Consider the following 14,869-nt stretch of genomic DNA (forward strand, 5'->3'; position numbering starts at 1 on the left):
AAGCAGTATTTTCCGAAGTTTTTTGATAGGGGTTTTATGTTTTACCTTTGATGTCCAAATTTTGTTCCAAAGCCAGTGACAAATTCAAAAAATTACATTCTTGCCATTGAATCATCGTGTGATGATACGTCCGCCGCAATTCTCTGCAATACAAAAGTACTGAGCAATGTGGTGGCCACACAAGAAATCCACAAGCAATATGGAGGTGTTGTCCCAGAGTTGGCATCGCGGGCCCATCAACAAAATATTGTCCCCGTGGTACACCAAGCCTTGGCCAAGGCAAATATCGACAAAAAACAGCTATCTGCCATAGCCTTCACACGCGGCCCGGGACTCATGGGTTCCCTGCTCGTGGGCACCTCATTTGCCAAATCCTTGGCGCTCGGCCTAAACATTCCATTGATCGAAGTAAACCATATGGAAGCCCATATTTTGGCTCACTTTATTGACGATGAAAAACAGACTGCTCCCAAATTCCCGTTTTTAGCCATGACCATAAGTGGTGGACATACCCAAATTGTGAAGGTCACCGATTATTTTACCATGGAGGTTTTGGGTGAAACCTTGGATGATGCCGTAGGCGAAGCCTTTGACAAAAGTGCCAAGTTAATGGGGCTACCCTATCCCGGAGGACCACTGGTGGACAAATATGCACAGCAAGGGAACCCACTGGCCTTTGATTTTCCAAAACCCAAGGTGGATGGCCTCAACTTCAGTTTTAGTGGTTTAAAGACCAGCATTCTGTATTTTCTGCAAAGGGAAACCCAAAAGAATCCCGAGTTTGTTTCGGAAAACATCAATGATATCTGTGCCTCTGTACAATATACCATTTTGGAAATCTTGATGGAAAAACTGAAGATCGCTGTTGAACAAACGGGAATAACCCAGGTAGCCATTGGCGGTGGGGTTGCGGCCAACTCGGGTATTAGAAAGAGGCTAAAAGAAGCTGAGGAAACCCTTGGTTGGAAAACCTATATACCCAAATTTGAATATTGCACGGACAACGCCGCCATGATCGGTATTGTGGGGTATCTTAAATTTATGAAGGGAAATTTTTCAAACCAGAGTGTAGCTGCTAAGGCGCGTTACGCGATTGGGAGCAATTAATTCCCTAACTTATCATTCTAGATTTTGAAGTTTGGCCTATAACGAAGAAATAGCGAAAAGAATTCAGCAAGCACTCCTGTTAATCCCAGAAGATTTCACCGAAAAGAAAATGTTTGGGGGCATAGCCTTCCTATACCACGGTAAAATGACCGTTGGTGTGGTAAAGGATGAATTAATGGTGCGCGTGATGGGAAATAAAATGGAATCTGTTTTACAACAAGAGTATGCTCGACCCATGGACTTTACCGGCAAACCCATGAAGGAATTTGTCTTTGTTTCACCCCAGGGTTTTAGAAGCGAAGAACAATTACAGCGCTGGATAGAACTGGGCCTGGAACACGCAAAAACTAAATTATAACTATGCAGCTCTTTTATAACCCATCCCTTGATCACAGTGCCACACAATTCGTCTTTTCGCCGGAGGAAAGTAAACATATTGTTCGGGTATTGCGTAAAAAAGAGGGAGACATACTGCACATCACCAACGGAAAGGGATATACGTTTGAGGCAGAAATCATGGTTGCGGACCAAAAAAAATGCAAAGCCCGAATTGTTTCCTCACAAAAATCCATTCCCAAAAGATACAAGTTGCATCTTGCCGTAGCCCCTACCAAAATGAACGACCGGTACGAGTGGTTCCTAGAAAAGGCCACAGAAATTGGGGTGGATGAAATCACTCCGGTTATTTGTGACAACTCAGAACGGAAGACCTTAAAACTGGAGCGTATGGAACGGGTGTTGCAATCGGCCATGAAACAATCCCTACAAACCGTTTTGCCAAAACTCAATCCGGTAACACAGCTGAAGACTTTTCTGGAACAAGAACACACGGGATTAAAATTTATCGGTCATTGCGATGATGGCGAAAAAATGGAACTAAAAAGAAGGGTAATTGCTGATATGGATAGTACCATTCTTATTGGTCCTGAAGGCGACTTCTCCAAAGAAGAAATTGATTTGGCCAAGGAAAAAGGTTTCATTCCCATTTCACTGGGAAATACCCGTTTACGAACAGAAACTGCTGCCGTGGTAGCCTGTACTACCGTAGCCATTATCAATAGCTAGTTGCTTACCGGGGTTTTTGCAGCCGCGGTGATATCCAAATTTTCAGATTCCATCAATAAGACCAAGGTTAAATCATCAGTTGGAGTTACCAAAGCTGGAATTGTAATAGAAGAACTTCCCGTTTGACTTTCCAAGTCAATATAACTTTCATTGACCACAATATTACTGTTGTGCAAGGTCCTATTCCTGTTCTCCCCTCTCTTTACTTCGGTAGTGCGCTCATCAATTACCAAGACGGCCCGAAGAAGTTTATGGTCTAAATCTCCTGTTGTGGAATATTCAAAATTGATTTTGTCACCAGAGGATTGAACGCCTTCAACAGTAATCTCATTAGTAGTCTTTTTTGCAGCGTACCCCCTTATTTTTGCATAGGCCGTTGTCCGATCAGACCCTACAAAATGTTCCTGGCCATTAACCACAATTTCTGGAGTGTAGTTGTTCGGATACCCAAACTTCCTATTATATGAACTCTGCTTTTTTGTATGTCTTGCTTTGGCAAAAGGGTCTCTCCAACCAATATAATCCCAATAATCCACATGGTACGATAAGGCAAAAACCGTTTCTGGAAACTCCTTTTGCACCTTTTCCAAGAGTTGATCCGCAGGAGGGCAACTGGAACATCCCTGAGAGGTAAAAAGTTCCAATACCACAAAAGAACTTTCAGAACCACTATCAATAATGGCCATTTGATCATTCTCAACTTTAACGGTGTATAGCGCCATAAGTGACATCGCAAAAAAGGCAAATGAGAGAAATATGATCTTTTTAAACATGAATACTGTACTTTTGATTAGTTGGTTAATCGGTTTTTCATGAGACAACTTACCCTATTCTGTTGCTTTTTAACTTTTTTTATGATGAGCAAGGTACCCGCACAGGAAATCGCCATCCTTAAATATGGCGGTGGAGGTGATTGGTATTCCAATCCAACAGCTTTACCTAATCTCATTCAATTTTGCAATGCCAATTTGGGCACCAGAATTACTGCCGAGCCAGAAACCGTGGAAACGGGAAGTGTTACCATTTTTAAGTACCCATTTCTGCACATGACAGGGCATGGCAATGTCTTTTTTACCGATGAAGAAGCGCAAAATCTCAGAACTTATTTACTATCCGGTGGGTTTTTACATATTGATGACAATTACGGCATGGCTCCTTATCTAGAAAGGGAATTAAAAAAAGTATTTCCTAAAAAGCAATTGGAGGAATTGGGAGCTGACCATCCTATTTTTAATCAGAAGTTTAAATTTCCCGATGGACTTCCCAAAATCCATGAGCATGATGGCAAAAGACCTCAGGCCATGGGTATTTTTGATAAAGGTCGATTGATTTTGTTATTTACTTTTGAATCTGACCTTGGTGATGGTTGGGAAGATCCCTCGGTACATAACGATCCTGAAGATGTGCACATAAGAGCACTGCAAATGGGTGCCAATATTGTGGAATACGCCTTTAAAAGTTAATATGATGAGCTCAAAAACGATAGCCAATGGAATTTTAAGGGCGGTGGCCATATTGGTCGGTGTGGTGCTGTTGGCCTATTTTCTGTACAAAATACAATCAGTTCTAGCCTACTTGGCCATCGCGGCGGTCATTGCTTTGTTGGGCAGACCAATTGTTTTGTTCCTAAGACGAAAATTAAAGTTCCCCAATACTTTGGCCGTGGTGTCTACAATGCTGTTTATGTTGGCCATTTTTTTGGGAATATTGGCACTGTTCATTCCCTTGATAACGGAACAAAGCAAGAACCTATCCCTTTTGGATATTGAAGCGTTAAAAGGCGACATTAACACCTTATACATCCAAATCTTGGAATATTTTGGAGCCACTTCAGGAAATGTGGAAGACTTGATCAAGGAATCCCATCTTGAAGAAAGTATGCTCAAAGACCTAAACTTTGGTTTTATCCCCAACTTCCTCAATTCATTTGTCAATACCCTGAGTAATTTTAGCATCGGTTTTTTCTCGGTACTTTTCATCTCGTTTTTCTTTTTGAAAGACAGCACACTTTTCCAAAACGGGATACTCACTTTTGTGCCCGACAACAAGGAAAGTAATCTGGTAAAATCCATCGACAAAATAAACGGATTGCTCTCTAGATATTTTGCAGGAATCTTGTTGCAGTTATTTATTCTTTTCGTAATCTACACCATTTCACTTTTGATTGTTGGGGTGGAAAATGCCATCGTAATAGCGTTCCTTTGTGCCCTTTTCAACATCATTCCATACATAGGGCCAATCATTGGAGGAGTCATCATGATCACCCTCACCATGACCAGCTATTTGGGTGCCGATTTTAGCACCGTAATTTTACCAAAAGCCTTCTATGTTTTCATCGGTTTGGTGATAGGCCAGCTCATTGATAATTTCTTTTCGCAGCCTTTTATTTTTTCGACAAGTGTAAAATCCCACCCATTGGAAATCTTCTTGGTCATCATCATTGCCGGATTGCTTTTTGGAGTGGTAGGAATGGTCGTGGCCGTACCCGGATATACCGCCATAAAGGTAATTTTAAAAGAGTTTTTGGCTGAATATTCCTTTGTGAAAAAGTTGACCAAAAACTTATAGTATTAATTTGAATAAATTACTATTAAATACTGGTGTACAAGATTTTATAAAAAATAATTGGAATGCTGACACTGTGTCAGTTCTACTTAAAAAACCGCTTTTTGAAGGTGTTTCCCAGAAAGAGTTGGTTGAACAGTTGGAAGCCAAAAAAAAATGCAAGGACAAGCTCCCTACTTGGTTCAATACACCCAACATTTATTATCCCAATAAGCTCAATATTGAGCAAACCAGTTCCGAGGAAACCGCGCGCTACAAAGCTGATCTCGTAGACGGAAAAACACTCCTGGACCTTACTGGAGGGTTGGGGGTGGACAGCTACTTTTTTTCCAAAAAAATTGACACTGTTTTTCATTGTGAAATCAATGAAGAACTGAGTGAAATTGCCCAATATAATTTTGAAGTTTTAGACCAAAAAAATATTGTTTGCATCCCGGAAGAAGGGATTGGTTTTTTGCAAAAGACCGATGAAAAATTGGATTGGATTTTTGTGGATCCATCTCGACGAAATAACAAAATTGGAAAGGTGTTTTTGTTCAAAGATTGCCTTCCCGATCTTCCCGAACATCTCCCCCTCTTATTCAAAAAAGCCAAAAACATTTTAGTAAAAGCCTCTCCGCTTTTAGACATAAAACAGGGAATTGAAGAGCTTAATTTCGTAAAAGAGATTCATGTGGTCGCTATCAACAATGAAGTAAAGGAAGTTCTTTTTGTTTTGGAAAAAGATTATCAGAATTCCGTTGTGATTAAAACTATCAATAAAACCCAGAATCAGGAAATGGTATTTAGTTTTAACCTAGAAGATGAAAAGGATGTTGCAATTGAATTTGATGAACCAAAAACCTATCTCTATGAACCGAATGCAGCCATTCTAAAATCGGGAGGATTTAAGTCCGTGGCAGCCTTATATGGTTTAAAAAAATTACATCAACATTCGCACTTGTACACCTCTGATAGGGATTTAGATTTTCCGGGAAGACGGTTTTCTATACTAAAGGCTCTGACCTACTCCAAAAGCACTTTAAAACAATTCGCACATAAAAAGGCCAATATCACCACCAGGAATTTCCCAATGCCCGTTTCGGAACTCCGAAAAAAACACAACATAAAGGATGGCGGTGACACCTACCTTTTTTTTACCAAAACGGCCAAGGAAGCCTTGATGGTTTTGGAATGCAAAAAAATGGAGTGAATTACTCCAAAGTATCCAACCAATCGTACAAAAGGGTAATCCAATTTTTTAGACGCTCATCTTTTAAGGCCAAAGAAAATCCATGTCCCCCTTTAGGATAAATATGCATGGTAGTAGGTATTTCCTCATTTTTAAGTGCGCTGAACATTAAAATGCTATTTTCAACAGGGACGCCGCCATCATCTTGGGCATGAAGCAAAAAAGTTGGTGGGGTGTCCTTGGTGACATTCTTGTTGGCAGAAAATTGGCTTTCCAAATCATCCGAAGGGTTTTCACCCAATAAGGCTCCTCTTGACCCTGAATGGGTAGTCTTTTTATCCATGGAAATTACAGGGTAAATCAAGGCCATAAAATCGGGGCGAGCACTTAAGTCATCAGCTTCATCCTGTTTTTCATAAACTCCATCGGTATAATGGGTACCGAGTGTTGAGGCCAAGTGACCTCCTGCCGAAAAGCCCATAATGCCAATTTTTCCTTCAACAATATTCCATTCAGCAGCTTTACTTCTTACCAAGCGCACGGCTCGTTGGGCATCTTGTAGCGGAACCACTTCCTTTTCTTTGGTAATAGATTTGGAAAGGGGCAAACGATATTTTACCACAATTCCAGCCACCCCTCTGGAATTTAAGGCCTTTGCTACGTCAACCCCTTCCCAATTATAGGCCAACCCATGGTATCCCCCTCCAGGAAAAATCACAAGAGCTTGACCCGTAGCTATTTTCTTGGTAGGCAAATATACCTCGATGGTAGGATTTTGAACATTGGTTATCCAACGAACACCATCCTCCCTTACTACCGCACTTTCCCGCTCATTTGTTGCTGCAGCTTGATTTGGAACTTTGTTGGGCCACAAGGGCATAATGGTGTCTTGTGCGGATAGACTCATGGTCAATAAACCAAAGAGGATTACAAGAGTTGTTTTGTGTTTCGGATGTTTCACTTTATTTGCTTTTAGTTAATCGTTACAATCCCATCTAAAGTTGGCTACCTTATCATTTGAGGCCGCCGATAAATTATAGTGCCACCACTCGGTCCGGATGGACCAAAACCCGTGGGCTTCCATAGTTTCCTTCAACAATTTACGGTTGTCCAAAATTTCTTGTGGAAGGTCTAAATTATCATGGTAAGCCTTCTTTCCGAAGAAATCAAAATCAGTGCCCATGTCCAGTTCATTACCATCCATATCCACCAAGGTGATATCTACTGCGCCCCCTTTATTGTGGATTGAACCTTTTACGGGATCAGCCACATATTGGGGGTTGGGCACTATCTCCCACATTTTGTACTGTACTGAATTGGGACGATAACAGTCAAAAAACTTGATTTTGGCTCCCTTATCCATAAAATCCTTGTTGGCCTCAATCAGTGCCTTGGCTGTTTTTACCCTCGTGTAGCATTCGGCACAATCGTAGACCTTAGCCTTTAAAAAATTGTTTTCCGTGGCATAGCGCATATCGTATGCAAAATCATCACTGAAATCTGCCAAACGAACAAAGGTAGTATCGGCTAGCCCATCAAAAGATTTTAACTTCTTTTCAGGCTCAATAACGGTATCTACAACCTTTACAACCGTTGGTTCTTTTACTTCAATTTTCTTTTTGTCCAGCTTTTCCCGACAATTAAAAAAGAGCAGCGTTATCAAAATAAACACCAAATATCTCATTGCTATCAGTTTATACGTTTTTGTTTGGCCATCCATGTGTATAGGGAATCGGTGGTATAGGCGTTGTCCCATGCATTGTGTCCAACATTTTCGTATCGGGTATAAATGACATCATAGTTCATTTCTTTGAGCTTCTCCACCATTTTATCCGATTCCTCTACACTAATGGTTTCATCTTTATCCCCATGAAAAACCCAAATGGGCATATTCTTGTCAATCCAATGTGCATAAGGCACTGGCGCCATCCCACAAACCACTGCCATAGCAGCGAATTTGGTTGGATATTGGGTGGCCATTTCCCAAGCGGCACTTCCACCTCTACTTAGTCCAGTTAAATAGATTCTTTTTTTGTCCACTCGGTTAGTATCAACGATGGAATCCAACAATTGATTAACTGCCTGGGTGTTCCACCATTTTTTTTGATGTGGATTCTGCGGGGCTAAAATCAGAAAAGGAAATTGTTTGCCTTCTGCCAACAATTTTGGCGGGCCATTTTTCTTTACATGAAGCAGTTCACGTCCAGATTCACCTCCTCCATGCAAAAAAAGTAATAAACCGAAGTCTTCATCTGGTTTTTCAAAATACTCCTCAGGATAATATAAATAATAGCGAAGGTTTTCTTTGGTCACGGTCTGGGCTTCATCTTCCACCAATTGGGATTGGGCGGAGCAAGCTTCAAGAAACAACAGGACGCCCAAAAGAACAATCTTGGAAATGACTTGGCGAATTAGCATGCCCCAAGTTACAAAAGTTTATCGGCGATTTCCTTCCAATTGTTGGCGCGTTCAAAATCTGTGGTGTTAGTGTTGTGCGGAGAGGTAAATAGAATACTTCGCCCCTCAAAATTTTTGAGGTTTTTGCTACGATCATCAATCAGCACATCGCCTTTTAAAATGAATTTGTCACCACATAGAATTCGTTTCTTCCATGGAATAAATGGGAAGAATTCATCCAACCAGTCTGATTTTTCCTTGAGGGAATTGGGAAATTCCATGGCCGCAGAAGCAATATAGACCTCGTATTTTTTGCTCAATTCAAAAAGTACTTCCTGACTATCAGGAATCACCTTAAGGTCTCTAAAATATCCTATTCGCCAATTGTGTCCCCTAACGGACTCTTGGTGCTCCTTGGGTACACATTGCCAAGCTTCCTTTCCATAGCAATCCTCCAAAGTGAGTTGGGCGTTGAACTCTTTATTATATATATCAAGGTGTGCCCCATACGCATCGGCCATCACCTCATCCATATCCACAAAAATGGTCATTTTACTAGTTTTTGTGAAGTACGGAAAAACGTAGCAAAAGGTCAAAAAAAGTTATTCAACCCATTGCATACCATCAACCCTGAACCCTCATTGGAGCTCCTCACAATTAAATCCACTTTTTTGCAAAAGCGATGCGATAATCGGCGCACTCAGGCTTTGGGTTTCCACCCGGAGGATGTTGTCGCAATCCTCCAGGTCGAAATTCCAGTACCCGTTTTGGTTCACCAATCGGTTTAGCAAAGGCTGAAGTTTTTTCACCTCATCTTTACCCGTAACCGATGTTTTAAATACCAATACGTTTTTCATTTCAAAATAAATTAGCTTCGATCGTAAAAAAATGGAGGCTCAATGCTTAAAGAACGTAGATACACATACCCTTGTGCACGGTGGTGAATCTCATTGTCGATGAAATAAAAAACCTGTGAGTGCAAAGTGCCTTCATACTGCCCAAACAATTTTAAGACCTCTTGAAATTTTTCGGCTGGGATTTTTGCCCAAAGTACATTGATCTCCTCCGAGGCCTCATCCCACCATTGCAACAGTTTTGCCTTACTGTTACCATGATCAAAATGTTCCTGAAGTTCAGTGGTTTCCCCGGTAACAACTTCTTTAAGACCCGGTACCGCTATGCCCAGAAGTTCCATGACCATATCGGCAAATGGACGCATTCCTCCAATGGAGTGGGTAAAGAATTCTTTTTCTGGGAATGCCTCTATGACCCGACGGGTTACCCTTCGATGTCCTTGCCAATGCTCCAAAAGTTGGGAAGGTGTAATCACTTGTGCTGTGCTGTTTTGTTGTTCTACTGTGTTTTCCATGGTTCATTGTTTTTATTTATTGATTCTGGAACCAAAGGTAAATGGGGGTTGTGACAACCCCGTGTCAGTAGAAAAAAGTGAAGGTTAAATTTTTTATTGTTGACAAAAGGCTGTCAGTGCTCACCCGTAATTTTGAAGCCTAAAACCATCTCGCATATCCCCCAAAGCTGGATTTTGTGATGGTAAAAAACGGAAATAATGAACAAAAATAGACCTGTCTACCTTGGATTGAAATCCTATCTTTGGGAGATAGGCCGCTCAATTATGGGAATGGATACCGCTAAACGTTTTGATAGGATTGTGGCTATTTTGATTCAACTACAATCCAAACGCATTGTAAAAGCACAGGAACTGGCTGATCGTTTCGATGTAAGTCTCAGAACCATCTATCGTGATATACGCACCTTGGAAGCCTCTGGGGTTCCCATTGTGAGTGAAGCAGGTGTCGGTTATTCCATAATGGAGGGGTATCGACTCCCCCCTGTTATGTTTACCCGTGAAGAAGCTGGAAGTTTTGTGGCGGCAGAAAAATTAATGCAAAAATTCACAGATAAATCGTTGGGAACCTATTATGAATCTGCCATGTTTAAGCTGAAATCGGTTCTGCGCGGCAAGGAGAAGGATTGGGTGGAAGCCTTGGAATCCCAAGTATCCATTTTTCCTGGACAAGAGCTATTTAATGCTCATATTCCCAATGCACTTGAAATTCTTTTTGAAAGTATCGCCGAAAAGACACAAGTCTTTCTAAAATATGAATCGCTCCGAGAAGACGACCCATCAGAACGGAATATTGAACCCGTTGGGGTTTTTCATGAGAACAACTTTTGGTACATTCTCGGTTACTGTCATCTTAGAAAGGATTACAGGCACTTTAGAACAGATAGGATACTTCAAATTAAACGCACTTCGCAAAATTTTGTCCTTCAGCATGGCACCATTGATGAACACCGGAGCAAGTACGATGAAGTTCAAAAAACAAAAGTGACTATCTTGGTAAACAAAACGGTGGCCAAATACATCCAAGGCAGTAAAAAGCACTACGGGTTTGTATCGCAAAAGCCAAAAAATGGTCAAGTGGAAATGAACTTTATGACCACAGATTTGGAAAATGGCTTTGCACGATGGTACCTCATGTTTGGGGACTATGCCAAAATCTTGGAACCTGAAAGTTTAAAAAAGAGGATAGCGGAATTATTGCAAAAAAATCAGGATATGCTCTCCGCATAATTGTGTAAATCACCTGTTCGTTTTTGTTTATATTTCAAATTTTATTCCTATAAAATCCCATGTTTTCAACAACTGAAAAATACCTCTAGGAAATCTGGCTTGCGGTTTTAATTTAGAAAAATATCCTTTACCTTCACAGACAGCCCATAAAGGTCAAACTTGACGTTTTGTGATTTAAACCAACCCCGAAACTATGCTGCCAAAAGGTACTTTTCCTGATACGATTTTTTTAAACGGTGAACTCATTTCAAGTAACGAAGCCACCATATCGGTTTTTGACCGTGGTTTTCTTTTTGGAGATGGAATTTATGAGGTGATGGTACAGTTGGAGAACGGGCTTTTCTACAAGGATGCCCATTTGGAACGGCTTCAACAGAATCTGGAAAAAATCGGAATCAAATATGATGTGGCCGAAATGGAGTCGCAACTGAATCCACTGTTGATGGCCAACAATCTCACCAACAAGTCTTGCCTTATCTATATGCAGGTAACCCGAGGTGTGGCACCAAGAAAACATGCTTATCCAAAGGACGTAGCACCAACGGTACTAATGTATGCTCTGCCCTATTCCCTTCCACATATCAACACAAAAAGCACATATGCCATTTTGCGTTCAGACAATCGATGGCTGCGATGTGATATAAAATCTACCTCCCTTTTGGGCAATGTGATGGCCAATGAAAGAGCCATGGAAGAAAATGCAGATGAAGCTGTTTTGGTCCGGGATGGTTTTATTACCGAAGGGTCGCACACCAACATCTTCTTTGTAAAATCTGGAAAGGTCTATACCCATCCGGCCAATCAGCTTATCTTGGATGGTATCACCCGAAAAATTGTTTTGAAACTTTGTGAAGAGTTGGACATTCCCCTAATGGAAAAAGCCATCGGAGTGGATGAGATTGATGGCATGGACGAGGCTTTTCTCACTGGTACCACCACACAAATTGCTTCCATCGCCCAACTCGGTGAACATAGCTACCATGCCCCAGATGCGATTGGAAAAACCACCCAAAAATTACAGCAAGCCTTTGCCAATCTCAAAAAACTGGAACCCTCAAAATTAGTATTGTAATGAAAATAAAAGCCAATATCCTGATCAAACTGTTTTTGAGCTTTTCGTTCATTGTCCTTTTTTCGTGCGATGGTCCACAATATGACATATTGATATTGAACGGAACCGTTTATGATGGTTCGGGAAATGCTCCTATTGAAACCGATATTGCCATTAAAGACTCCATGATTGTGGCCATGGGCGACTTGCATGATTCCAAAGCTGTTCGGGTTATTGAAGCGGAAGGACGGGCTGTTTCCCCGGGATTCATTGATATGCATACCCATTTAGAGCCCATAATGGAATTGTCTTCCTGCGAAAGTCATGTTCAGCAAGGGGTAACTACTGCCTTGGGCGGACCCGACGGAAATTCGCCCTGGCCCTTGAAATCCTACATGGATAGTCTCCAAGAAAAGGGTGTGGGGATGAACGTAGCCTATCTCATTGGCCATAATACAGTCCGAGAAAACATTATGGGGTTGGAAAATCGTGCTCCCACCGAACAAGAGCTGCAAGCAATGCTAGCACAGATTGATTCGGCCATGCAAGATGGTGCTTATGGAATTTCAACAGGACTCAAATACCTCCCTGGAGCTTTCTCAAAAGTAGATGAGGTCATTGCTCTGTCCAAAGTAGCATCAAAATATGATGGAATTTATACATCCCACCTTAGGGAAGAAGGCCTGGGTTTGTTCGATGCCGTTGAGGAGGCCATCCAAATTTCAGCAGAAGCCGATATTCCGGTCGTATTGACCCACCACAAAGCCATTGGTAAACCTATGTGGGGAAAAAGTGTACGCACTTTGGCCATGGTAGACTCCGCTCGGGCAAAAGGATTGGATATTAAAATGGACCAATATCCCTATACCGCAAGCTATACTGGGATTTCTGTACTCATCCCCAGTTGGTCCAAAGCAGGTGGTGATGAAGCCTTTGATGAAAGGGTAACCAACCCGATACTCAGGGATAGTATTAAAAATGGAATTATTTTCAACATACTTAATGATCGTGGTGGTTCTGATTTAGACCGAATTCAATTCGCCAAAGTGGATTGGCAACCTGAACTGGAGGGAAAAACCTTAAAATATTGGGCCGAACAAAAAGGTTTGGAACCTACCGTTGAAAATGGTGCCGATTTGGTCATTGAGGCCCAACTGAATGGTGGTGCCTCTTGCGTATTCCATGCCATGGCAGAAGAAGATGTGACCCGTATCATGCAACATCCTCAGACTATGATTGGTTCCGACGGTCGATTGGTGGAACCCGGAATGGGTCACCCGCACCCCCGCTGGTACGGAACATTTCCAAGGGTGTTGGGGCATTATGTCCGAGAGAAAAAGGCTTTGGAACTCACGGAGGCTATTCGCAAAATGACACTATTACCGGCCCAGAGTTTAAAACTGACCGATAGAGGTATGCTCAAAGAAGGAATGCGAGCTGACATTACCATTTTTAATCCTGAAACCATACTGGACAAAGCCACTTTTGAAAAACCACACCAATATCCAGAAGGCGTTGATTTTGTAATTGTAAACGGTTTTTTTGCGGTGGACAATGGAGAATTTCATGATGTAAGGTCTGGAATGATAGTACGAAAAAAATAGACATAATAGATATGAAGCAAATTGTTACAAGCCTACTATTGGCCATTTTCCTCATGCCGGTTATCATCATGGCTCAAGGAAATCCTGAAATTGAGAAAAAGTACACCAAAGAAATCGATAAGTTGGCCAAGGCCAAAAAGGTACAAACTGCGTTTAGCCTAATCACTGAACAGGAAGAGCAAACCATAAAGGATTTGGTGACCTTGACTGAGGTATTGGCACCACCCTTCGGAGAAGATAAAAGAGGTAAGGTCTTTGCCCAAATGTTGGTGGAGGCAGGCGTAGATAGCATTTGGACGGATAAAGTGGGGAATGTAATCGGCTTGCGAAAAGGTACTTCGGGTGAATCGGGTTACGTGGGTGTTGACGCACACATGGATGTGGTTTTTCCTGAAGGAACTGATGTAACCGTCAGAAAAGTTGGTGATACCTTAAAAGCACCTGGAATTGGGGACGATACCCGAGGACTGACCATGCTCATCAGTATGCTAAAAGCCATGAATAGGTCAGAAATCAAGACTGAAAAAGATTTACTTATTGTGGGAACGGTTGGTGAGGAAGGCCTTGGTGATCTCCGCGGTATGAAATACATGTTCAACGAATCCGGTTTGAACATCGATTCTTGGATTGCCATTGATGGCGGTAGCATTGGTCGCATTAGCAATGCTGGTTTGGGTTCAAAACGCTATAAATTGATCGTAAATGGTAAGGGAGGCCATTCTTGGGGTGATTTTGAGTTGGCCAACCCTCATCACGCCCTTGGGAAGGTTATCGATGTTTTTTCCAAGGATGCTTGGGTCTTTACTTCGGGGGATATTTCCAAAACAAGCTTTAATGTGGGCCGAATCGGTGGTGGCACCTCGGTGAATTCTATTCCGTTTGAATCTTGGATGGAAGTAGATATGCGGGCCATTGAACCAAAAAACCTAAATGAGATTGAAGCTATTTTTAAAAAATCGGTGGAAAAAGCGATTGCCGAATACAATGCCAGCGGCATAAAAGGAGAGGTAACTTTCGAATTGGAACAAATCGGAGACCGACCCTCTGGTGAATTACCCGCTTCCCTCCCATTGATTCAAAGAGCGATGGCGGCCACGCAGTATTTCGGTGTGGAACCATCATTGGGAAGAGGTTCAACCAACATCAACATTCCTGTTTCCAAAGGAATCCCATCCGTCTGTATCGGTCGAGGTGGAAAAGGTGGCGGGGCACACTCCCTTCACGAATGGTATATGAATGATGAGACCGGGGCTGAATCCATTCAATTGGCCCTTATAATAACGTTGGCTCAAGCAGGGCTTGAAAAATAAAAC

Annotated in this window: 17 protein-coding genes; 10 read left to right on the forward strand and 7 right to left on the reverse strand. The window is 41.9% G+C overall.

Features of this window, described 5'->3' with window-relative positions:
* Window positions 1-75: 75 nt before the first annotated feature.
* Genes tsaD through J0X14_RS14870 form a run of 3 tightly spaced genes read left to right on the forward strand, consistent with a single transcriptional unit; the run spans window position 76 to window position 2,172 of the window.
* Window positions 76-1,107, forward strand: coding sequence for a tRNA (adenosine(37)-N6)-threonylcarbamoyltransferase complex transferase subunit TsaD (tsaD, locus tag J0X14_RS14860; protein ID WP_207098598.1), 1,032 nt, complete (start codon window positions 76-78; stop codon window positions 1,105-1,107).
* Between the two features lie 31 nt (window positions 1,108-1,138).
* A complete protein-coding gene (locus J0X14_RS14865) occupies window positions 1,139-1,465 on the forward strand; it encodes a TfoX/Sxy family protein (protein WP_207098599.1) in 327 nt (108 codons plus the stop codon).
* A gap of 2 nt (window positions 1,466-1,467) precedes the next feature.
* Window positions 1,468-2,172 (forward strand): 16S rRNA (uracil(1498)-N(3))-methyltransferase, encoded by a 705-nt coding sequence (locus J0X14_RS14870; protein ID WP_207098600.1) that lies wholly within the window; start codon window positions 1,468-1,470, stop codon window positions 2,170-2,172.
* Here the strand turns inward: J0X14_RS14870 and J0X14_RS14875 are convergent.
* Window positions 2,169-2,945, reverse strand: coding sequence for a DUF1223 domain-containing protein (locus J0X14_RS14875; RefSeq protein ID WP_207098601.1), 777 nt, complete (start codon window positions 2,943-2,945; stop codon window positions 2,169-2,171). The two genes, J0X14_RS14870 and J0X14_RS14875, sit on opposite strands and share 4 nt — an antisense overlap.
* An 81-nt stretch (window positions 2,946-3,026) precedes the next feature.
* Between J0X14_RS14875 and J0X14_RS14880 the strand changes: the two genes are divergently transcribed.
* The 3 genes from J0X14_RS14880 (at window position 3,027) to J0X14_RS14890 (ending at window position 5,929) form a co-directional block, all read left to right on the forward strand.
* Window positions 3,027-3,635: a DUF4159 domain-containing protein gene (locus tag J0X14_RS14880; protein ID WP_242528048.1), complete on the forward strand. Its 609-nt coding sequence runs from the start codon at window positions 3,027-3,029 to the stop codon at window positions 3,633-3,635.
* A gap of 4 nt (window positions 3,636-3,639) precedes the next feature.
* Window positions 3,640-4,740 carry an AI-2E family transporter gene (locus J0X14_RS14885; RefSeq protein WP_207098662.1) on the forward strand — a complete coding sequence of 367 codons (1,101 nt, stop codon included), beginning with the start codon at window positions 3,640-3,642 and terminating at the stop codon, window positions 4,738-4,740.
* Window positions 4,741-4,813: 73 nt separating this feature from the next.
* Window positions 4,814-5,929: a THUMP-like domain-containing protein gene (locus J0X14_RS14890; RefSeq protein ID WP_317194454.1), complete on the forward strand. Its 1,116-nt coding sequence runs from the start codon at window positions 4,814-4,816 to the stop codon at window positions 5,927-5,929.
* 1 nt (window position 5,930) lies between these two features.
* On the opposite strand, the gene J0X14_RS14895 is transcribed toward J0X14_RS14890, so the two are convergent.
* From J0X14_RS14895 to J0X14_RS14920, 6 genes are all read right to left on the reverse strand, one after another.
* Window positions 5,931-6,869: an alpha/beta hydrolase gene (locus J0X14_RS14895; RefSeq protein ID WP_317194455.1), complete on the reverse strand. Its 939-nt coding sequence runs from the start codon at window positions 6,867-6,869 to the stop codon at window positions 5,931-5,933.
* A gap of 15 nt (window positions 6,870-6,884) precedes the next feature.
* A complete protein-coding gene (locus tag J0X14_RS14900; RefSeq protein ID WP_207098604.1) occupies window positions 6,885-7,592 on the reverse strand; it encodes a M15 family metallopeptidase in 708 nt (235 codons plus the stop codon).
* Window positions 7,593-7,597: 5 nt separating this feature from the next.
* Complete coding sequence (locus J0X14_RS14905; RefSeq protein WP_207098605.1) at window positions 7,598-8,326, reverse strand: dienelactone hydrolase family protein; 729 nt, start codon at window positions 8,324-8,326, stop codon at window positions 7,598-7,600.
* Window positions 8,327-8,334: 8 nt separating this feature from the next.
* Complete coding sequence (locus tag J0X14_RS14910) at window positions 8,335-8,856, reverse strand: 5' nucleotidase, NT5C type (RefSeq protein WP_207098606.1); 522 nt, start codon at window positions 8,854-8,856, stop codon at window positions 8,335-8,337.
* Window positions 8,857-8,943: 87 nt separating this feature from the next.
* A complete protein-coding gene (locus J0X14_RS14915) occupies window positions 8,944-9,162 on the reverse strand; it encodes a hypothetical protein (RefSeq protein WP_207098607.1) in 219 nt (72 codons plus the stop codon).
* A gap of 11 nt (window positions 9,163-9,173) precedes the next feature.
* Entirely contained in the window at window positions 9,174-9,674 is a 501-nt protein-coding gene (locus tag J0X14_RS14920) for a DinB family protein (RefSeq protein ID WP_207098608.1), read from the reverse strand.
* Window positions 9,675-9,938: 264 nt separating this feature from the next.
* Here J0X14_RS14920 and J0X14_RS14925 point away from each other — a divergent pair, with 264 nt between their 5' ends.
* The 4 genes from J0X14_RS14925 to J0X14_RS14940 all read left to right on the forward strand — a co-directional run bounded on the left by J0X14_RS14925 (window position 9,939) and on the right by J0X14_RS14940 (window position 14,866).
* Window positions 9,939-10,901 carry a helix-turn-helix transcriptional regulator gene (locus tag J0X14_RS14925; RefSeq protein ID WP_207098664.1) on the forward strand — a complete coding sequence of 321 codons (963 nt, stop codon included), beginning with the start codon at window positions 9,939-9,941 and terminating at the stop codon, window positions 10,899-10,901.
* A gap of 193 nt (window positions 10,902-11,094) precedes the next feature.
* Window positions 11,095-11,973, forward strand: a complete 879-nt coding sequence (locus tag J0X14_RS14930; protein WP_207098609.1) for an aminotransferase class IV — start codon at window positions 11,095-11,097, stop codon at window positions 11,971-11,973.
* Window positions 11,973-13,556: an N-acyl-D-amino-acid deacylase family protein gene (locus J0X14_RS14935; protein WP_207098610.1), complete on the forward strand. Its 1,584-nt coding sequence runs from the start codon at window positions 11,973-11,975 to the stop codon at window positions 13,554-13,556. Before J0X14_RS14930 ends, J0X14_RS14935 begins: the two co-directional genes overlap by 1 nt.
* A gap of 11 nt (window positions 13,557-13,567) precedes the next feature.
* Window positions 13,568-14,866, forward strand: coding sequence for a M20/M25/M40 family metallo-hydrolase (locus J0X14_RS14940; protein ID WP_207098611.1), 1,299 nt, complete (start codon window positions 13,568-13,570; stop codon window positions 14,864-14,866).
* Window positions 14,867-14,869: the final 3 nt, after the last annotated feature.

It is taken from the genome of Allomuricauda sp. CAU 1633, assembly GCF_017313225.1.
Lineage (GTDB): Bacteria > Bacteroidota > Bacteroidia > Flavobacteriales > Flavobacteriaceae > Flagellimonas.